At 59.2% G+C, this 18,954-nt stretch carries 18 protein-coding genes; 1 reads left to right on the plus strand and 17 read right to left on the minus strand.

What is annotated here, in order from left to right; translation table 11 throughout:
- The 17 genes from B0919_RS17715 to asnB form a co-directional block, all read right to left on the minus strand.
- Positions 1–152: GDP-mannose 4,6-dehydratase (locus B0919_RS17715; protein WP_139362222.1), on the minus strand; the 152-nt coding region annotated here is incomplete at its 3' end.
- 325 nt (positions 153–477) lie between these two features.
- Positions 478–1,518: a glycosyltransferase family 1 protein gene (locus B0919_RS17720; RefSeq protein ID WP_139362223.1), complete on the minus strand. Its 1,041-nt coding sequence runs from the start codon at positions 1,516–1,518 to the stop codon at positions 478–480.
- 139 nt (positions 1,519–1,657) lie between these two features.
- Complete coding sequence (locus B0919_RS17725) at positions 1,658–2,659, minus strand: glycosyltransferase (RefSeq protein WP_078013629.1); 1,002 nt, start codon at positions 2,657–2,659, stop codon at positions 1,658–1,660.
- Between the two features lie 16 nt (positions 2,660–2,675).
- Positions 2,676–3,245 (minus strand): acyltransferase, encoded by a 570-nt coding sequence (locus tag B0919_RS17730; protein WP_078013630.1) that lies wholly within the window; start codon positions 3,243–3,245, stop codon positions 2,676–2,678.
- A gap of 36 nt (positions 3,246–3,281) precedes the next feature.
- Positions 3,282–3,860, minus strand: coding sequence for an acyltransferase (locus B0919_RS17735; RefSeq protein ID WP_078013631.1), 579 nt, complete (start codon positions 3,858–3,860; stop codon positions 3,282–3,284).
- Positions 3,861–3,917: 57 nt separating this feature from the next.
- Positions 3,918–4,850 (minus strand): NAD-dependent epimerase/dehydratase family protein, encoded by a 933-nt coding sequence (locus tag B0919_RS17740; RefSeq protein ID WP_078013632.1) that lies wholly within the window; start codon positions 4,848–4,850, stop codon positions 3,918–3,920.
- A 1-nt stretch (position 4,851) separates the two neighbouring features.
- Complete coding sequence (locus B0919_RS17745) at positions 4,852–5,991, minus strand: DegT/DnrJ/EryC1/StrS family aminotransferase (RefSeq protein WP_078013633.1); 1,140 nt, start codon at positions 5,989–5,991, stop codon at positions 4,852–4,854.
- A 351-nt stretch (positions 5,992–6,342) separates the two neighbouring features.
- The gene (locus tag B0919_RS17750) at positions 6,343–7,338 is read right to left on the minus strand and encodes a glycosyltransferase family A protein (protein WP_176133111.1); all 996 of its coding nucleotides are present in this window, start codon (positions 7,336–7,338) and stop codon (positions 6,343–6,345) included.
- Positions 7,339–7,348: 10 nt separating this feature from the next.
- Entirely contained in the window at positions 7,349–8,272 is a 924-nt protein-coding gene (locus tag B0919_RS17755; RefSeq protein WP_078013635.1) for a GDP-L-fucose synthase family protein, read from the minus strand.
- Positions 8,273–8,553: 281 nt separating this feature from the next.
- Positions 8,554–9,558: an STELLO glycosyltransferase family protein gene (locus tag B0919_RS17760; RefSeq protein WP_078013636.1), complete on the minus strand. Its 1,005-nt coding sequence runs from the start codon at positions 9,556–9,558 to the stop codon at positions 8,554–8,556.
- Positions 9,559–9,677: 119 nt separating this feature from the next.
- On the minus strand, positions 9,678–11,126 hold the full coding sequence (locus B0919_RS17765; protein WP_078013637.1) for an ArnT family glycosyltransferase: 1,449 nt from the start codon (positions 11,124–11,126) through the stop codon (positions 9,678–9,680).
- On the minus strand, positions 11,110–12,048 hold the full coding sequence (locus B0919_RS17770) for a glycosyltransferase family 2 protein (RefSeq protein ID WP_078013638.1): 939 nt from the start codon (positions 12,046–12,048) through the stop codon (positions 11,110–11,112). Before B0919_RS17770 ends, B0919_RS17765 begins: the two co-directional genes overlap by 17 nt.
- 22 nt (positions 12,049–12,070) lie before the next feature.
- A complete protein-coding gene (locus B0919_RS17775) occupies positions 12,071–13,174 on the minus strand; it encodes a DegT/DnrJ/EryC1/StrS family aminotransferase (RefSeq protein WP_078013639.1) in 1,104 nt (367 codons plus the stop codon).
- 29 nt (positions 13,175–13,203) lie between these two features.
- A complete protein-coding gene (locus tag B0919_RS17780) occupies positions 13,204–13,632 on the minus strand; it encodes a sugar 3,4-ketoisomerase (RefSeq protein ID WP_078013640.1) in 429 nt (142 codons plus the stop codon).
- A gap of 148 nt (positions 13,633–13,780) precedes the next feature.
- Positions 13,781–14,743, minus strand: coding sequence for a UDP-glucuronic acid decarboxylase family protein (locus B0919_RS17785; protein WP_078013641.1), 963 nt, complete (start codon positions 14,741–14,743; stop codon positions 13,781–13,783).
- 58 nt (positions 14,744–14,801) lie between these two features.
- The gene (locus B0919_RS17790) at positions 14,802–16,145 is read right to left on the minus strand and encodes a UDP-glucose dehydrogenase family protein (protein WP_078013642.1); all 1,344 of its coding nucleotides are present in this window, start codon (positions 16,143–16,145) and stop codon (positions 14,802–14,804) included.
- 28 nt (positions 16,146–16,173) lie between these two features.
- Positions 16,174–18,135, minus strand: a complete 1,962-nt coding sequence (gene asnB / locus B0919_RS17795) for an asparagine synthase (glutamine-hydrolyzing) (protein WP_078013643.1) — start codon at positions 18,133–18,135, stop codon at positions 16,174–16,176.
- A gap of 160 nt (positions 18,136–18,295) precedes the next feature.
- Between asnB and B0919_RS17800 the strand changes: the two genes are divergently transcribed.
- The gene (locus B0919_RS17800) at positions 18,296–18,820 is read left to right on the plus strand and encodes an acyl-CoA-binding protein (RefSeq protein ID WP_078013644.1); all 525 of its coding nucleotides are present in this window, start codon (positions 18,296–18,298) and stop codon (positions 18,818–18,820) included.
- Positions 18,821–18,954: the final 134 nt, after the last annotated feature.

Raw genomic sequence — 18,954 nt, forward strand, 5'->3', positions numbered from 1 at the left:
TGCGGGTCCTGGTACAGGTGGTCGATGCGGTCCGTGTTGAACAGGGACGAACGGCGCTTGATGCCGTGCACCTCGTACCCTTTTTGCAACAGAAGTTCGGCAAGATAGGCACCATCTTGACCGGTGATGCCAGTGACCAGAGCTACTTTCATACGGAAGTTAGGGGATTACAAAAACAACAGGTGCCTTTCAGTCGATTAGGCACATTGGACGGCAAAAGTACGGATAATCAGCTTCCTCGCCAACCTGCCATCCGGATTAGGGCGGGCGGAACGCTGTGGTGCACCGGCCTGAGCGAGGCAATTAATGCCGCAACCAACGGTCGTAAAACCCTCGGCGGTAATCACGAACAGAGGTAGTGCACCCAGGCTATGAGCGTCTACTCCCGTTTAGCGGCGGCCGGGAGCAGTTGATAAGGGTTACTTGCCCCTCTTCCACTGCCAACGGGCAGCGCGTCAGGGACTAAGTAGACCTTCGTTAGTTACGGGCCAGAATTTCTTTCAGCAGCGTTGCGCGGCAGGACGTGTAGTGCTTGTCCAGGATGGCGCGGTGCGTGTCGAAGGACGGCTTGTCGTCGTTGAGGTAGCGCAGCATCACCTGCTCAAACTCTTCGTAGGAACCTACGCTGGGGCACACCTTTTTCAACTCGTAAAACTCGGTTTCCTCGTTGTCAGGGTATTTGCCAATCAGGCGGCACTGGGCACTCAGCAGCTCCAGGTAGCGGGGCGTTACCGGGTTGAAACCGCCGGTGCGCACTTCGCCCCCATCAATGCCTGGCGTGCTGTAGAAGGAAATTCGGCTGGCCCGCAGCAGCTCCAAGTACTTCTCGCGCGACTGGAACTTGCCGATGATGCCGTTCTTGTTCGACTCGTAGTAAAACTCGCCGTTGATTTCCTTTTGGTAGAGGTACTCTACGTCCGGGTATTTGAGTACAAACTCTTCTAAATAGTTGCGCAGGTTTTGGTTCGTGCGGATGTTCAGGCGGCCGGCCAGCAGTACGTCGTATTTCTTTTCGTAGTGCGTTTCGGGGAGCATGCGCAGATTATCCGACAAGCTCAGCGGGAAGTGCTCGATGTTGAGCGGGCAGCCGTGCGCTTTGAGAAAGCAGTAGGCCTCGAGGCTGGAAATCAGCACCAGCTCACAGTCCTTGTAAATCCGGTAGAATTGCTCCAGGTCGGTATGCTTCCAGAAGTCAATCATGATCGGAATAGCCTTCGCGGAAGTCGAAAAGTTAGGTTCCTTGCTGACGTACAGCTCGAACACCAGATTCTTCGCGTCGGACTTCTTCGCCTTTACCGGCGCCTCCACTATGTTGTTGAGCGCCATCAGAGCACTATCGCCGAAAGCATTGAACACACGCTTGGTGTAGCGGTTGATCAGCATCTTCCGGTAAAAGGGCTTGGCATCGACAACCGGCAACGACAAGGCTTTGGCTAGCCCATCTTCCCACTCGAAGATCAAGTGGTAGCTCGGATCAAATTCGAAAGAACGTGAGGTTAGGATCTTAGAAACTTTCATGGATTGTGTAATTCCGACGGGCGGAACGGAGGAAGCCCCCAGAAAGTTCTGGCCATAGGCTTATAAGTAGCCCAACCGGGCTATTTAGTCGGTAGTAGCGGTAAATAAACCTACGAACGCTGCCGCTCTGCTTACTAGGTTATTTCAGTTGTTGCAGCGCTTTATCGATGGCCTGGGAGCGGAATTTGTACTCTTCGGGGCGCCGGGCATTAAACTGCTCCATGAATTCATCACACACCCGGAAGGCCTCGTTCAGGCGGTCAGCGTTTGCATTGGGCACGTAGCCGGTAGGCATCCGCTCGAAGCCCTGGTACTGCTTGATGTTCAATACATCGAACAGCCGACGCTTGGCCGGCCGCAACGGGCGCTTGAGAATCTCGCTCCAGCCGAACTGCGGCTTCATACGCTCCAGGTAGCTGGTGCCGATCTGCTTGTCGTAGAAGTGGCGCATGCGCTCTGCTTCTACCTCGCTGGCCCGCGCCGCTTTGCCTTGGTTCATCACCCGGAAATTGCTTTGCGGGTTTTCGATACGCATGGCCAGCATGGCGGTGCTCCACGCGATGTTGACCTTGAGGCTGGTGATGCGGTACGTAAATTCCGTATCGATCTGCACCATGCCGGTATGAAACAAGCCCGTCAGCGCCAGCGACTTGCGCCGAATCAGCAGCGGCAGGCCAATCATCCAGATAACTTCCTTGGTGTCAAACCAGCGCTGGAAGTTGGCTTCTACATCTTCATACAGGGTAGCATAGCTGGGGTCTTCCAGCATGACCTGCCCCGTATTGCCGGACAGCACGTCCACCTCGGGGTGCTGCTGCATGAAGGCGGCGGCGCGGCGAATGGAAGGGTAGTGAAACGCGTCGTCGTCCGTAATAATCTTAATCAGCTCGCCGCGGGCCATCAGCATCCCTTTGTTGAAGCCGTGGGCCTCGCCCTTGTCGGGCTCGGAGACGAACTGCTGGATCTGCCCGGCGTCGTGGAGCTGCTGCAGGTAGGCAGCGGTGCCGTCCTTGCTGCCCCCGTCGCACACCACGATTTCCTCGTCCGCCTGCCGCGCCGCCACCAGCCGCCCCAGCACCTGCTGCAGGTACGGCAGCTTGTTGTACGTCGTTACGACGTACGAAATGCGATATTCACTCATGTTGTCCGCTCCGTTATCAGTAGCCGAGGCGCTTGGCGTACTCCAGCATTTTTTCCCGCGGCCGAACCTTCACCGGCCGGGCTGGCACGCCCACATACACCGTCCAGGGTTCGGTGTCAGCCGTAACCAGTGAGCAGGCACCGATTACGCAGCCTTCGCCAATGGTCACGTTGGGCATAATCACCACGTTGGTGCCGATGCCCGAAAACTTCTCGCAGCGAATGGTACCCAGGTCCACCGAATCGCGGAACTCCTCGGGTACCGTGACGCTGGTAAACCCGTCGCCCATAAAGTGGTCGGAACCACAGATAAGGCGGCTGCCAGCGGCAATGGTCACGAAATGCTCCACGACCAAAGTGCTTTGGGCCCCACCGATAATGGTGAGGTAAGGCGACAGGTGAGTATAATCCCCGATTTCGGCGGCAGTGGTGAGGTAAACGCCCGAGTCGATGGCTACGTGGCTCCCCACCGTGACAAGGTGCGGGCGCCGGATTTCAACGTTGGCGCTGATGAACACATCTTCGCCGCAGCTCTTCAGCAACGACTTGTCGAACTGGGGGGATTGTAATTGGGGGTTGGTGGCCATGAAGTAGGCGAAGCCAAGCAAACGGGCTTGGTGGTGTTAGTTGAAATAGCCTAGCTCTTTGGCAAATGTCAACATCCGTTCCCGCGGGCGCACCTTCACCGGGCGCGCGGGCACGCCGATGTAGATGGTCCAGGGTTCGGTGTCTTTATTGACCAGGGAGCCAGCCCCGACGACGCTGCCTTCGCCCAAGGTTACCCCGGGCATCACCATTACGTTCGTACCAATGTTGGCGAAGTTCTCAAACACCACCGGAGCGGTGTGGACGATGTCGTGATACTCTTCGGGAACGGTCGGGCCGACCAAACCATGGCCGAGGTGCTCGTCGCTGGCGCAGATAATACGGCTACCCGCAGCAATGGATGCGAAATGCCCCATTTTTAATAACGCCTGCGACCCACCGATAATGGTGGTGTACGGCGCAATGTGAATGTAGTCACCGATTTCGGCGGCCGTAGTCAGGTAGAAGCCCGTATCGATAGCCACGTGGTTGCCCACCGAAACAAGGTGCGGGCGCCGGATTTCGATATTGGAGCTGATGAACACATCCTCACCGCAGCTCTTCAGCAACGACTTGTCGTACTGAGGGGAGTTTAGTTTTTCACCAGAAGAACTCATGAGCTTGGTTGTTGAAGTGGGCGAAAGACGTTGGCACGCGCCAACAAGGAACCGTACTTAGTAAGGGAAAACCGACTCGTAGTAGGCAATGGTATTAGCAATGCCCTGCTCGAAATCCGTGAACTTAAAGTCGGGGAATACTTGCCGGAAACGGGTATCGTCCATCACCTTCTTGGGGGCGCCATCGGGCTTGCTGTGGTCCCAAACCACCTTGCCGCGGTAGTCGAATTTCGCCTGAATGATGTCCACCAACTCCTTCACACTGAGGCCATCGTTCTGCGCAATGTTGAGCGGCTGGTCCAGACCGGGACGGTCGGGCAGCAGCATGATGTCCCACACGATGCGGGCAAAATCACGCGCGTACAGCCACTCCCGAATAGCCACCCCAGTACCCCAAATGGGCAGCTCGGGCTGGCTGATTTTTTCGGCCTTCACAAATTTCGATACCAACGCATTCAGGGCATGCGCCTTGTTGGGGTCGGTCGAATCGAAGGGGCCGTACATATTGGGCACCAGCAGATTGATGCTGCGCATGGCGTACTGCATGGCGTAGCTTTCTGCCACCGTCCACAGCAACCGCCGCGTGGAGCCGTAAGCCAGTACCGAACGGTGCAGGTGCCCGTTCCACCACTCATCTTCCCGGTACAGCTCGGCCTGGCCAGGATAGGCGCAGTTGGCAATAGGGTTAATGATGATGGCACGCGGGCAGGCCGCTGCCGCAGCCTCGTACATGCTCAGGATCATGCGGGTGTTGTCAGCAATAACCGTTGCGGCTAGTTCCGTAACGTAGTTAAGGCTGCCGACGTGGGCCGCACAGTTGATAATGAAATTGGGCCGGTGCTTTTTCAGGAACTCGGTCACTTGCGCCGTGTCGCGCAGGTCCAAGCCAGTGGCGCGTGACGCCTCAATAGGCGTTACGCCGTTTTCACGCAGCACTTCGGCCACGTTGCTGCCAACAAATCCGTTGGCGCCAAACAATACTACTTTCATATTACCAGCCCTGCTTAATGGTGTCGATGACGAAAGCTACCTGTTCGGTAGTCAGCGCATCGTGCAGCGGCACGTGAATTTGGGTTTCGTCAAAACGGCGCTGCTTCGTCAGCTCTTGACGCTTGCCGCCGAAAAGCGTGTTTTTATCAATGCCGTCGTGCACCACCGAGCTTACGATGCCTTTGGCCCGCAAAGCCCGGATGAACTCCAGACGGTTTTCTACGTGGAAGCCGAAAAGCCAATGGGCGCTTTCGCGGTCGGCCTGGTGCTGAAACAGCGTCACGCCGGGCACGTTGCGCAGCCCTTCTTCGTACTGCTGCACCAACTGGCGGCGGTACGTCATGCGTTCCTGGAAGCCTTCCAGGTTAGCAATACCCAGGGCCGCGGCGTAGTCGCTCAGGTGGTATTTATACCCTACGTCGGTCAGGTCGTACACCCGCTCGCCGATTTCCGACACGGGCGAGTTGGCGCGGTCGATGCTGAACCAACGGCGGCGGAATACTTCGCGCGCATTGGCCGGGTCGGGGCAGCACAGGGCGCCACCGTCGCCGGTGGTCAGGTGCTTAATAGCCTGAAACGAGAAGCAGGTAAAATCAGAAATTGAGCCGATAGCCCGGCCTTTGTAGGTGGCACCGGGAGCGTGAGCCGCATCCTCAATCACCAGCAGGCCGTGTTTTTTGGCAATGGCGTGAATCTCATCCAAATCACAGGGATAACCGCCCCAGTGCACGGCCATGATGGCCTTGGTACGCGGGGTAATGCGGCTTTCAATCGTAGCTGGGTCGATGTTGCCGTTCTCGTAGTGGATGTCGGCAAACACGGGCGTTGCCCCTTCCTGCACCACTGCCAGCGCGGAGGCAATAAAGGTTTGGGGGGCCATGATGACCTCGTCGCCGGGGCCGATGCCCGCCACTACTACTGCCAGATGCAGCGCGCTGGTTCCGCTGTTCAGGGCAGCCGGGTTGGCCATGCCCAACTCCGAAGCCAGCCGCGCTTCGAACTCCTTCACCAGCTTGCCTTCGCTCAGGAAGGTCGTGTTCAGCACTTCAGCTACACGCGCCTGCGCCGAAGCATGGACAAACGTGTTGAAAATAGGAATGGTAACTGCCGGTGCGCCGCTCGCGGAAGCTATATCTGCCATACTCAAGCAAAGTCGTGAATGAGCCGGCAAAGGTAAGGTGATTTTGTTAATCAAAAGGTTTCGGATAGGTTATTAACACGAATGAGGCACCAAGCTCTCCCCACAACTTCAAATCATTAATACCATGACTACCAGCACCATAATTAATATTCGGCCAATTGTATAAAGTTAGGTATATCACTCTGGCTACTGCCTAAAGCATCATATCCAAGAGTAGCCTGGTTTGCGAGAGGTAAGGGTGATGCGGCGCTAGTGCTTGGGCAAGCAGTAGCTCTCTACAGCAAGTGGGCCGCTGCTATGCCTTCCAAGGAAGACATGGTAGCGGCCCACTTACAAGGAATATCCGAAGGCTTACTTGCGGTTGCCCCGGAAAATAAACTCCGTCTCGACGCCCTCGTTTTGGGCTGTCAGGAACTCGTCGCAGACACGGTATACTGCCGTCAGCGCGTCTTCGCCTTCCTGCGGCACGTAGCCGGTCTCAATCCCTTGACGATGCTGAATCTGGGCCAGTCCGAGACGGGCGAATATCGCCCGCTTCAGCGGACGAATGGGTTTCTTCAGCGCTTCCATTACGTCACGCTGTATGGCTTTCATCGACCGCCGCTGGCGTGCGTGGCCCAGGTAGAAGGCGTGCGCCCGTAGTCCTTCCTCTTTGATGGCTTCCTGCTTCATCTTTGAGAAGTTGCCATTGGGGTTGGCTACGTGCATACTCATTACCCCCGTGTACCACCCGATATTGGCGCCGACGCTGGTCATGCGGAGAATGTACTCCATATCAACCAGCACCATGCCCGTGTACAGGAACCCCGTCAGCGCGAGTGAGCGACGGCGAATCAGCAGCGATAGGCCCACCATCCAGAACGGCGTCTGGTCATCCAGCCACCGCTCAAACTCTTGACGCGGCCCGTGGAGAATGTAGGCTTCGCCGGGGTTATCAAGGTAGGTACCTGCCGAGTAACTCACTGCTACGTCCACCTCGGGGTGCTGCTGCATGAAGGCAGCGGCGCGGCGGATAGCCGGGTAGTGAAACGCGTCGTCGTCCGTGATGAACTTGACAAATTCCCCCTGCGCCATCAGCAGGCCCTTGTTGAAGCCGTGGGCTTCGCCCTTGTCGGGCTCGGAGACGAACTGCTGGATCTGCCCGGCTTCGTGGAGCTGCTGCAGGTAGGCGCCCGTGCCGTCCTTGCTGCCCCCGTCGCACACCACGATTTCCTCGTCCGCCTGCCGCGCCGCCACCAGCCGCCCCAACACTTGCTGCAGGTACGGCAGCTTGTTGTACGTCGTTACGACGTAGGTAATCCGGTAGTTCGAGGTGGACGCGGCGGAGGTGTGGGCGGCGCTGTTCAACGGGCGGCGGTTAGGCTTGTTGGTATTCGGAATATACTTGACGAACGCCGTCTTCCAACTTGGTAGTGTAGTGCCAGCCGAGCGAAGCCAGCTTGCTCACATCCATCACTTTGCGCGGCGTGCCGTCGGGGTAATTGGTGTTGAAACGGATCTGCCCCTGGTAGCCCACTACGTCGCGCACAAGTTCGGCCAGCTCGCGGATGCTCAGGTCTTCACCGGTACCGATGTTGATCAAACCAGGCTCGTTGTAATGCTGCATCAGGAAGAAGCAGGCATCGGCCAGATCATCGGAGTGCATCAGTTCGCGGCGGGGCGTGCCCGTGCCCCATACTTCTACTTCTGGCGCGTTTTGCTGTTTAGCCTCGTGGAACTTCCGAATTAGGGCCGGAAGTACGTGGGAGTTCTTCAGGTCGTAGTTGTCGTGCGGGCCGTACAGGTTCGTCGGCATGGCCGAGATGAAGTTGCAGCCATACTGGCTCCGGTACGCATCGCACAGCTTGATGCCGGCAATCTTGGCAATGGCGTAAGGCTCGTTGGTGTGCTCCAGCAAACCCGTCAGCAGCGCGTCTTCCTTCAGCGGCAGCGGAGCCAGCTTCGGGTAAATGCACGACGAACCTAGGAAAAGCAGTTTCTTGACGCCCTGCACGTAGCTCTCATGAATCACATTGGATTCGATCATGAGGTTGTCGTACAGGAAGTCGGCGCGGTAGGTATTATTGGCATGGATGCCGCCTACCTTGGCGGCGGCCAGCACTACGTATTCCGGTTTCTCTTCCGCAAAGAACGCGCGTACTGCCTCCTGACTGCGCAGGTCGAGCTCCTTAGAAGTGCGAACCACCACGTTGTGGTATCCGGCCTCCGCCAGTCGGCGCACGATGGCCGACCCAACCATGCCGCGGTGGCCGGCCACGTAGATTTTCGCGTTCTGTTCCATATGTATTGCGGCTGCCGCCCGGTGGAAGCGGCGATTTTTTGCAGGTGGTAAGGAATATAAAAAGGTATGTCGCCCGGCGTGCGCCGGCGTAGCCCGTCAGTAGGGGCCAAACCCGCGCAACATCCAGTTCGCCACTCCGAAGCGAGGCTGCGCAGCTCGCACAGCCTACGTGAGGAAAGGTCGTCAGTTGCGGGCGCAACCGGAATGCCAATGCAGGCGAAGTCGTGCGGCCCAGGCAGCCGCCGCGGCATAAGCTGCTGCCTGGGCCGCTTGCGGTGCGGTTAGATGCCGAGACCCTGCAGGTCAGCCAGCCACAGATCCAATAGCTCCAGCTCCTGCTCGGTAACGATGCTTTCCTTGGCCAGTTCGGCGTAAGCCCGGCGCAGGTTTTCGCCCACGCTTACCGCCGGGTCGATGGCGCGGTTGACGGCGGCAATGACGCGGTTCGGGTGCAGGTAGCAGGGGATTTCCGACTCGAAGTCCTTTACGTAATCGTGCGGGTTGCGCTCCTGAAGCACGGTGGCTTCGGTAAAGCCGAGGCGGTAGCCGTGGGCCCACATGATGGGCTGGGCAATCAGGCCGCGCAGGATGTCGGTGAAGCGGAACGTAACGTAGGCCGGCAGGTAGAGCAGCGGGAACAGTTCGCGGCGTACGGCCGTGTTCTGCGAGTTGAAGGGGCAGAGCGTGCCCTCAGCCAGCACGATGGGCGTGCGCTTGTCGAAGAACACTTCCGTGTTGTCCACCAGACGGTAGATGGCGTCGACGTCCGGGTCGCTGTCGGCCAGGCCCTGCCACACCCCGATCTTCACGTTCTGCTTTTGCAGTTGGTCGTCTTTCAGCACCTGCTCCTGGTTCAGGATCAGATCCAGCGGGTAGCCGCGCGGCCAGATGTGGTGGCTGGTGAAGTTCTTGTAGATGTTGACAAACCCTTTGCCGCTCGGCGATACGTCAAACTCGCCTTCCATGAAAGGGAACGTCCAATCGTCGTACGGGATGTTGTCGTCGTCGGTATCGATGATAACCTGCGCCCCTTGGCGGATGGCGTGCAGGTAGCCCATCATCTTGCGGCCGTAGTGGTTGAAGGGCAGCTTGTCGAACATGCGGAAGCCGAGGGCCTCCTGATCGGCCACGGATAAATAAGCCACGTTGGGCTCACTCCAGTCAGCAGGCGACTTCTTGTCTCCGGCCACTACCAGCTGGTAATCCGGCAGCGAGGCGAACTTGGTTACGGCTTTGGTCGGCGCGAAGATAGAAGTAATGACGATGCTGGTTGGCTGGGCACTCATGCGAATGGGCTAAGGGAAAAACCGGTTTGTTTTTCTGGGGCACAAAGATAGGAGCTTTCCAGCAAGGCTGAAAGGCGCAAAAAATAGTAGCGCACCGACTAACGAATACCTGCTGCGGCCTACGGGACCTGCGTAGCCCTCGCAAGCCGCAGCGGAAGCAAACGAGCAGCAACCCGGGCGAGGAGCCAAGCTGCGGGCAACAGCAGCAACACATCCGCCTGCAGCAGGTAGCGCATTTCCAGGCTCCGAAAATCGAAGCTCACGTAGAAATAAATGAACAGGAAGTAAGCGGCTACCGGCCCGAATAGGGCCTGCCGCCGGGCCGCCAACAGGCCCGCCGCTCCTACCAGTAGCAGCAGCGTGCGGTACAGAAACAGCACCCGCTGAATCAGCAGCTTGCCGCTGGACACTTGGTGCACCGTGGCCGTCTTAAAAAAGGCTTTGACCAGGTTGGCAGTGGGTACGGCGGTGTAGTAGGCCACGGGCTGGCGGCGGATGTAGCTGCGGCGCAGGGAGTCGAAGCCCGCGGCTACCTGGGCATTACAGTTGGCAAAGCGCTCCGGCAATACTAGCCGATACTCATGCGTATCGAGGCGGCGTAGGTGGAAGCTGCTGCCGCAGCGAGCCGCTAGCGCCGTCAGGGCATAGGCCCGGCGTTCTTCGGTAGCGTCCTGAAATATCTCCCCCGGGTAGTGCAAGGGCACGTCGCGCACTAAGCCTTCCACCCAGGTGGTATTGTCGTTGGTCCAGCAATGCAGCCAATCGAGGTAAGCCTGCATGTCTTCGCGCTGGTTGGCATAGCCGGCCGCTACCGGCTTCACGAATACCCAGCGGCCGTAGTTGATATAGTTGCGCAGCGGCCAGCCGGCATAGAGCAGCAGAAAGCCGAGCATTACCCACGCGGGGCGTTGCCAGCGGCGCAGGAGCGCACCTTCGGCTGGCCAGAGCCACACGAACAATAGGCTGATAGGCAACAGAATGCCCATGAACTCACGCACGTAGAAAGCGGCTGCCGTCAGCAACCCCACCAGCAGGTAATGGCGGCGGGTATGAGCCCGCGCCGTAATCACATTCAGCCAGAGCACCGTGCAGAAGGTATTCATGGTTTCGCTGCCCACCACAGTTACCCACACGATGGCGAAGGGATAAGCGGCGTAGAGCAGGGCTACCAGGCGCGGCGCCAAAGTTGCACCGCCGGTCCAACGGCGCAACGTGTAGTACAGCAGCGCGATGGTGCCTGTATCGCAGAGAATCTGGGTGGCCGTGAGGGCGGCTGCCACCCGCTGCGGCCCGAAAAGCACGTAGTGCAGGCCGTAGAAGAACGGGTAACCGGGCAAGCGGCCGAAAGCAGCATCCGGAATGAGCGGCTCCAGGGTATACTGCCCGGAGCGCCACCAGTTCATGAAGCTTTCGATGAAGGAAAAGGAGTCACCGTTGTAATGCTCCTGGCCGGCACCGTAGTAGATGGTTGCGCCCTTCCACCAGAATGCCAGGCGTAGCAGCAGGCCCAGGGCGAGGATGGCCAGCAGCCACCGATCGGCGGGCAGGCGCTTACTGGACGGGCCCATACACTTGCTTGACCACGTACAGCGGGCGGCTGCGGGCCGCATCGAGGCCGCGCCATACGTACTCGCCAATGATGCCCAGGGCAATCATCTGAAAGGAAGACACCAGCAGCACAATCAGCATGAGCGTGGTCCAACCTTCGGGCACATGCGAGCCGCTAATCTTGAGCAGCACGATGTAGCAGCCGTAGAGCAGCGCCGCGAGGCCCAGCGTCAGGCCCATGCCCGAAATCAGGCGGATGGGAAAAAACGAGAAGGACAGCAGCGAGTCAATGAACAGCTTCACCTTTTTCTGCAGTGTCCAGCGCGACTTCCCGATTTTGCGCTTCTGCCGCACGTAAGGGATGTTGACGTAGGCGTAGCCCAGCCAGATCATCAGGTAAAACAGGTTGCTGTTGCGCTCCTGCAGCTGCACCACCTGGTCGCGCACCTGCCGGTCAAAGAGCACGTAGTCGAAGCCGCCGTCGGGAATGTTGGGCAGGGCCAGACGCTTCATCAGGGTGTGAAACAGGTTGGCAAATAGCTTCTGCGGGCCGGTTTCCTCTCGGTCCTGCCGGTTGCCGATAACCAGCTTGATGCCCTGCTTCCAGTACTGGTACATCTGTACCATCAGCTCCGGCGGGTCCTGTAGGTCGGCGGTGATGATGACCATACAGTCGCCGGTGGCCTGCTCCATACCAGCTACGATGGCGTTGTAGGAACCGACATTGCCGGCCAGCTCCACCACTTTCACGCGGTCGGGCACCTGGCTCTGAAAAGCCAGCAGGGCCTGCAGGGTATTGTCGCCGGAGCCGTCGTCCACCATCACGTACTCTACTTCTACTTCGGCCGGGAACCGGGCTTCGTTGGCCAGCAGTTCCGCCGTGGTGACGGGGATGTTGCCTTCGTTGAAGTAGCAGGGAATGATGACGGAAAGCTTGGGCATGCGAGAAAACGGCGGCCGAAAATCAGTTAAAAAAGGAGTGCACGGCGGTACTTACAGCCTGCAGATCGGTTTCCGTCATGCCCGGCCACAGCGGCAGGCTGAGGCTGGTGCGGGCCAGCTCTTCGGCCAGCGGAAAAGCGCCGGGCTGGTAGCCCAGAAACTCGTAGGCTTGCTGCAGATGCGGGGGTACCGGGTAATGAATTAGCGTGCCGATGCCGTGCTGGGTGAGGTGCTGCTGTAGTGCGTCGCGGCGGGCGGTGCGCACCACGTATAGGTGGTACACATGCGTGGCACCGGGCGCGGTGCGAGGCAGCACCAGTTCGGGTAAGTCGGCTAGTAAGGCATCGTAGCGGGCAGCCAGCTGTTGCCGCTGCGCCGTCCAGGTGGGCAGGTGGGGCAGCTTCACGCGCAGCACGGCGGCCTGCAGCTCGTCCAGACGCGAGTTATAACCGACTCGCTCGTTGTAGTATTTCTGCTGCGAGCCGTAATTGCGCAGGGTGCGCACACGCTCGGCCAAGGTAGCATCGTGGCAAGTCACGGCGCCGGCGTCGCCGAGGGCGCCGAGGTTTTTGCCGGGGTAAAAGCTGGTGGCGTTCAACTGCCCAAAGCTGCCGGTCAGCTGCCCCTGCCAGGCTGCCCCTTGTGCCTGCGCGTTGTCTTCCACCACGTGCAGGCCGTGCCGCGCCGCTACGGCCATGATTTCGGACATGGCGCAAGCCTGCCCGTACAAGTGCACCGGCATGATGGCCCGGGTACGCGGCGTGATGGCGGCTTCGATGCGAGCCGGGTCAAGGTTGTACGTGTGCGGGTCGGGCTCCACGGGCACCGGCGTGGCGCCCACAAACGTGGCGGCCAGCCAGGTGGCGATGTAGGTATTGGAAGGCACGATGACCTCGTCGCCCTCCCCTACTCCCAGCGCGACCAGCGCCAGGTGCAGTGCATCGAGGCCATTGGCCACGCCCACGCAGTGCGGCACCCCGCAGAAGGCGGCATATTCCTGCTCAAACTGCTGCACCGACTTGCCCAGCACGTAGTAATGCGAGTCGTATACCTGCCCGATAGCGGCCATGATGTCCTGGCGCAAGGGGTCGTGCTGGGCGGCAAAGGAAAGAAACGAAACAGGCATAAGTCAGAAAAAGCCGCAGTACTAACCGGTTAGTGGCCTGCCAGAGGTGCCCACACCCGCCGGTACTCGTCGTAGTCGCGGATATAATCGGTTTCGGTGTAGGGCTGCGAGGCCATGACCAGCTGCACCGCCGTGTGCGAGTACTGCATGGTGTGCCAGGCATTGGGCGGTAGGTACAGGCCCACGTTGGGTTCCTCCAGCCGGAAGGTGTGCAATGTGCCATCGGGCGTTTCGGCCGTCACCACGATGCGTCCCGCCACGGCTACTAGTATTTGCTCGGTGCGGTGGTGGGCATGGCGCCCCCGCAGAATGCTCTCGGGCGTGTAGTACGTCCAGAACACCCGCTCTACCCGAAAGGGCAACGCACCTTCAGCTTCCACCACCGAAATGTACCCGATGCTGGGTTCGCCGAGCCGGGGCAACGTGATTAAGTGCGGAAGCAGGTAGGCTGAATTCATAGGAGGAGCTGTTGCAAAGCTAACCGTTCGCGCGGAAGCATCCTAGCTGACAGCAGCTCCAGAACCGTGCCCACAAATGCGCAATGCCCGAAACGCCTGCGACAAGAGCCGCATTCGTTTCGGGCATGGGATGGCACTTCGGTGCTGCTTAAGCGGGCGTCTGGATGTTTTCCTTGAAGTACTCCAGCGTCCGGCGCAGGCCTTCGGCGCGGTCAATCTTCGGCTCCCAGCCGAGAATCTCCTGGGCCTTGGTAATGTCCGGACGGCGCTTCAGCGGGTCGTTCTCCGGCAGCGGGTGGAAAGTCGGCTTAAACTCGACCCCGGCCAGGCGCGCAATTTCTTCGCCGAACTCCCTGATTGTAATTTCCGCTGGGTTGCCGATGTTCACGGGCAGGTGGTAATCCGACAACAGCAGGCGGTAGATGCCTTCTACCAGGTCGTCCACGTAGCAGAACGAGCGGGTTTGTGACCCGTCGCCGAACACCGTCAGCTCCTCCCCTTTCAGGGCCTGGCTCAGGAATGCCGGCAGTACGCGGCCGTCGTCGAGGCGCATGCGCGGGCCGTAGGTGTTGAAGATGCGCACGATGCGGGTTTCCACGCCGTGCACGTTGTGGTAAGCCATAGTAATGGCTTCCTGGAAGCGCTTGGCTTCGTCGTAGCAGCCGCGCGGACCCACCGGGTTCACGTTGCCGTGGTACTCCTCTACCTGCGGGTGAATGTCCGGGTCGCCGTACACCTCCGAGGTGCTGGCAATGATGATACGCGCTTTCTTCACCCGGGCTAAGCCCAGGAGGTTGTGCGTACCAAGCGAGCCGACCTTCAGGGTCTGAATCGGAATCTTCAGGTAGTCGATGGGCGAGGCCGGCGAGGCAAAGTGCAGGATGTAGTCGATGTTGCCCGGCACATGGACAAACTTCGACACATCGTGGTGGTAGAACTCGAAGTCCTTTTTGCCGAACAGGTGCTCGATGTTGGCGAGGTTACCGGTCACGAGGTTATCCATGGCAATGACATGGTACCCTTCGGCCAAGAACCGGTCGCAGAGGTGCGAGCCGAGGAAGCCGGCGCCGCCCGTAATCAGGACGCGTTTCTTTTCGGAGCTGTTAGCCATAGGCTGTTAGCTGATATTAGCAGGTTTGGAATTGATTTAGGCTATCCGCCGACGGGCTTTATTGCACCGCGGGCTCCCGGTGACGCGTGCGGATGCCGATGCAGTGGTAGGCAAAACCGGCTTCTTCCATCTCCTGGGCGTCGTAGATGTTGCGGCCGTCGAAAACCACGCGCTGCCTCATCAGGCGGGCTACCACCCCGAAGTTGGGTGAGCGGAACTGCGGCCACTCCGTTACCACCAGCAGGGCGTCGGCGTCGATCAGGGCCTCGAACTGATCCTTGGCGTAGCCGATCCGGTCACCCAGGCTATGCTGGGCTTCCTTCATGGCCACCGGGTCGTAAGCGGTTACCGTCGCGCCAGCTTCGAGCAGCTTTTCGATGATAACCAGCGACGGTGCTTCGCGCATGTCGTCGGTCTTGGGCTTGAACGAGAGGCCCCACACGGCGAATTTCTTGCCGGTCAGGTCGCCCCCGAAGTGTTGCTCTACCTTGCTGTAGAGCACCGACTTCTGGTTATCGTTGACGTTTTCCACGGCTTTGAGCACTTGCATCTCGTAACCGTTTTCCGAAGCCGTCTTGATCAGCGCCTTCACGTCCTTGGGGAAGCAGGAGCCGCCGTAGCCGATACCGGGATAAATGAACTTGTTGCCGATGCGGGCGTCGGAGCCGATGCCCAGGCGCACCTTGTTCACATCAGCCCCCATGATTTCGCACAGGTTGGCAATGTCGTTCATGAACGAAATCTTGGTCGCCAGCATGGAGTTGGCGGCGTATTTCGTCATTTCGGCCGACGGAATGTCCATGAAGATGATCGGGTGGCCGTTCATCAGGAAGGGCTTGTAGAGGCGACGCATCACCTCTTCGGCGCGCTCCGAGGCCACACCTACCACAATGCGGTCAGGCTTCAGGAAGTCGTCGATGGCGGCACCTTCCTTCAGGAACTCGGGGTTGGAGGCCACGTCAAACTCGATGTCGGCATCGCGCTTAGCCAGCGCCTGCTCGATTTCGCGGCGCACCTTGGCGGCCGTGCCCACCGGCACGGTGCTCTTGGTCACCACCACGCAATGGCGGTTAATGTTCTCGCCAATGCCGCGGGCCACGGCCAGCACGTATTTCAGGTCGGCCGAGCCGTCTTCGCCGGGCGGGGTGCCCACGGCGATAAAGGCCACGTCGGCATCCTGAATGCTCTCGGCCAGCGAGGTGGAGAAGTGCAGGCGGTCCGCTTCGACGTTGCGGGTTACCATTTCCTCCAAGCCGGGCTCGTAAATGGGCAGAATCCCTTGCTTGAGGTTGTCAATTTTCCGTTGGTCGATATCGATGCAGGTTACCTCAATGCCAACTTCGGCAAAGCAAGTACCCGTCACGAGGCCCACGTAGCCCGTGCCTACAACTGCAATTTTCATGGCGAAGACGATGTCTGGAATGAAGGAATTAAGAGTTGGCCGACTGCGCCAGCGTCGACTTGCTGGTGGCCACCCCGCTACCGGGCATCATATAGCGCTTCCACCAATGCTGGAACACAATGAGCGCCCAGATGCGGGCGTGCACGTCGCCGGGGTTACGCGAAAATAGTTGCTGCTTCAATGCCCGCACGGCGTCCACGGAAAAAATTCCTTGGGATTCTACAAAACCATCCGATAGCAGGTCGTCCTCAATCAGCGGACGCAGCTCGTTGCGGAACCACTTCAGCAGGGGTACTTCAAAGCCGTGTTTGGGGCGCTTGTACAGCTCCTCGGGCAGCATTGGGCGGAAAGCATCCTGCACGATGCGCTTCTTCAGCTGGGCGTTGATTTTGCTGTCGACGGGCAGCGAAAAGGCGAAGTTGACGACGTGGTAATCGAGAAAAGGGCTGCGCACTTCCAGCGAGTTGGCCATGCTCATCAGGTCCACCTTGGTGTTCATGTCGTAGGGCAGCACCAAGCCCATGTCCGTTAGCAGCACCTCGTTCAGGTCGCCATCGGCGTGAATGTTCTCCAGAATATCCTTGCGGCGCTTCTCGGCCAGCTTCTTGTTGACTTTGCGCCGCGACTCCGGGCTAAGCAGCGAGCGGGCGTCCTTTTCGTTAACGAAGGTGGCCCAGTCCCAGTAACGGTCCTTGGGGCCGGAGAGCATGCCGCGCGAGAAGCGCTGAAACTGCCGCACCTTGTTGCCGAAGTACGAATTGCGCGACTTAGGCAGCGCATCCCACAACAGGTTCAGGCCCGTGACGGCCTCGGCCTTCCAGTCGGGGTTGCGCACCTGCCACTCGCCCATGTGCTTGTTGTAGCCGGCAAACATCTCGTCGGCCCCGTCGCCCGATAAAGCCACGGTGACCTTCTGCCGGGTTTCGCGGCTGAGGATGTACACGGCCAGGGCCGAGGAGTCGGCAAAGGGCTCGTCGAAGTAGTCCAGCACGTCGAACAGGTGCTGGTACATGTCGTTGTTGGTGAGCGAGAAGACCGTGTGGTTGGTCTTGTGCATCTTGGCCACCAAGTTGGCGTACTTCGTCTCGTCGAAGAAGGGCTCGTCCTTGAAGCCGATGCTGAACGTGTTCAGGTGCGGCGTGTGCTTGGCAGCCAGCGCCGTCACCACCGAAGAGTCGATGCCGCCGCTCAGGAAGGCGCCCAACGGCACGTCGGCCACGAGGCGGCGCGCCACGGAGGCGTCCATCAGCTCGACCAATTTGGCCTGCTGCTGCTCGTAGCTGAGCTTGTTTTTGGCAACCTTCTTCGGGTCGTACGGAATCTTGTACCAGCGCTTGCGCACCACCTTGCCGTCGGCCTTAATAAAGAGGTAATGGCCGGGCAACAATTTCTTGACGCCCTTGAAGATGGTAGCCGGACCAGGAATGTAGTTCAGCTGCAGGTAATGACTCAGGGCCGCGTAGTCGAGCTTGCGCGGTACGCCCAGGGCCAGCAGCGACTTCATCTCCGAGGCAAACATGAGCTTGTCCTCGTCGCGGTACACCAATAAGGGCTTCACGCCCATCCGGTCGCGGGCGATGAAGAGGGTATTTTCCTCTTTATCGTAAATAGCCAGCCCGAAAAAGCCGTTCAGCTTCTTCAGAAAGCCGCGGCCCTCCGTGATGTAGAGCTTCAGAATAACCTCCGTGTCGGTGTGCGACTTAAAAGTGTAGCCCTTCTTCTGCAGCTTGGCGCGCAGCTCGCGGAAGTTGAAAATCTCGCCGTTGAAGACGATGGTGTACCGCCCCGACTCGTCGGTCATGGGCTGGTTGCCATCGGCGGAAAGGTCGAGAATGGCGAGGCGCCGGAAGCCCAGGCCTACGCAGTCGTATACGAAATGCCCCTGCGAGTCGGGCCCCCGGCTCACAATAGCGTCGGTGGAAGCTTGCAGGCCCGCGAGCGACGACCGACCAGGGTCAGAAAAGGCGAAGAGTCCGGTTATTCCACACATAATTGGTGGGCAAAGGTACGAAGGTTCAGGACTTGGGGCAGACGAATTAGCACCGTTGCCGCCGCAACGGGCCTGGCGCAACCAAAGCTAGGCGGTGGCAGTAGAGTTCCTATCGGCCCGGCCGATTATCCAGTCCCACTTTCAAAGCACCCTCCATACGATGAGCCTTCAGAATCAGCTAAACCTGCAACAAGAATTTGAGCAGGCCGTGTCGCGCGTCGACAACCTGCCCGGCGACCAGGCCGCCGCCCACATGAATGACCTGTACGGCCTGTACAAGCAAGCCACCGAAGGCGACCATGACACCCTGGATCCGCAGAACGTGGGCGACGACTCGCCCGATGACCCGAGCGGTAAGCCTGGCATGTCGCAGGCCCAGTGGGATGCGTGGAGCAAGTTTAAGGGCGTGAGCCAAGACGACGCCAAGCGCCAGTACATCGAGAAAGTCAACGAGTTGGCGGGCCCCGTCGGCGAGGCCACTACGGCCATTACCGGCATCGGCCAGCCAGCTACCGGCTCACAAGTCGGCAGCGGCGACAAAGTCCCCGGCAACGAAGCTGCCGCTCCCGGCACCGCCAAGGCCCCCTATGAAAACGAGGGCGGTATTTCGATGGGCGGCCTGCGCGGCGACATCAACGACGGTGCCCCCTATGGCGGCGAAGACCGGCTGAAAACGCAGCAGTAAGAATCACGGATTTAGACGGATTGGTCGTATTGCTCGGATTTCGTGGACGATTGTGCGTCATATCAAACAGCCCGGCCTTGCGGTCGGGCTGTTGTATTTATACCCGCTAGGCTCGGCAGGAAACAAAAAGAGCC

The organism is Hymenobacter sp. CRA2 (assembly GCF_002007105.1).
Taxonomy (GTDB): domain Bacteria; phylum Bacteroidota; class Bacteroidia; order Cytophagales; family Hymenobacteraceae; genus Solirubrum.

Bases quoted from the DNA above. Each gene is read 5' to 3' on its own strand.
- B0919_RS17720 (WP_139362223.1), bottom strand. From the start codon at position 1,518: ATGAAAGTTTCTAAGATCCTAACCTCACGTTCTTTCGAATTTGATCCG.
- B0919_RS17725 (WP_078013629.1), bottom strand. From the start codon at position 2,659: ATGAGTGAATATCGCATTTCGTACGTCGTAACGACGTACAACAAGCTG.
- B0919_RS17730 (WP_078013630.1), bottom strand. From the start codon at position 3,245: ATGGCCACCAACCCCCAATTACAATCCCCCCAGTTCGACAAGTCGTTG.
- B0919_RS17735 (WP_078013631.1), bottom strand. From the start codon at position 3,860: ATGAGTTCTTCTGGTGAAAAACTAAACTCCCCTCAGTACGACAAGTCG.
- B0919_RS17740 (WP_078013632.1), bottom strand. From the start codon at position 4,850: ATGAAAGTAGTATTGTTTGGCGCCAACGGATTTGTTGGCAGCAACGTG.
- B0919_RS17745 (WP_078013633.1), bottom strand. From the start codon at position 5,991: ATGGCAGATATAGCTTCCGCGAGCGGCGCACCGGCAGTTACCATTCCT.
- B0919_RS17755 (WP_078013635.1), bottom strand. From the start codon at position 8,272: ATGGAACAGAACGCGAAAATCTACGTGGCCGGCCACCGCGGCATGGTT.
- B0919_RS17760 (WP_078013636.1), bottom strand. From the start codon at position 9,558: ATGAGTGCCCAGCCAACCAGCATCGTCATTACTTCTATCTTCGCGCCG.
- B0919_RS17765 (WP_078013637.1), bottom strand. From the start codon at position 11,126: ATGGGCCCGTCCAGTAAGCGCCTGCCCGCCGATCGGTGGCTGCTGGCC.
- B0919_RS17770 (WP_078013638.1), bottom strand. From the start codon at position 12,048: ATGCCCAAGCTTTCCGTCATCATTCCCTGCTACTTCAACGAAGGCAAC.
- B0919_RS17775 (WP_078013639.1), bottom strand. From the start codon at position 13,174: ATGCCTGTTTCGTTTCTTTCCTTTGCCGCCCAGCACGACCCCTTGCGC.
- B0919_RS17780 (WP_078013640.1), bottom strand. From the start codon at position 13,632: ATGAATTCAGCCTACCTGCTTCCGCACTTAATCACGTTGCCCCGGCTC.
- B0919_RS17785 (WP_078013641.1), bottom strand. From the start codon at position 14,743: ATGGCTAACAGCTCCGAAAAGAAACGCGTCCTGATTACGGGCGGCGCC.
- B0919_RS17790 (WP_078013642.1), bottom strand. From the start codon at position 16,145: ATGAAAATTGCAGTTGTAGGCACGGGCTACGTGGGCCTCGTGACGGGT.
- asnB (WP_078013643.1), bottom strand. From the start codon at position 18,135: ATGTGTGGAATAACCGGACTCTTCGCCTTTTCTGACCCTGGTCGGTCG.
- B0919_RS17800 (WP_078013644.1), top strand. From the start codon at position 18,296: ATGAGCCTTCAGAATCAGCTAAACCTGCAACAAGAATTTGAGCAGGCC.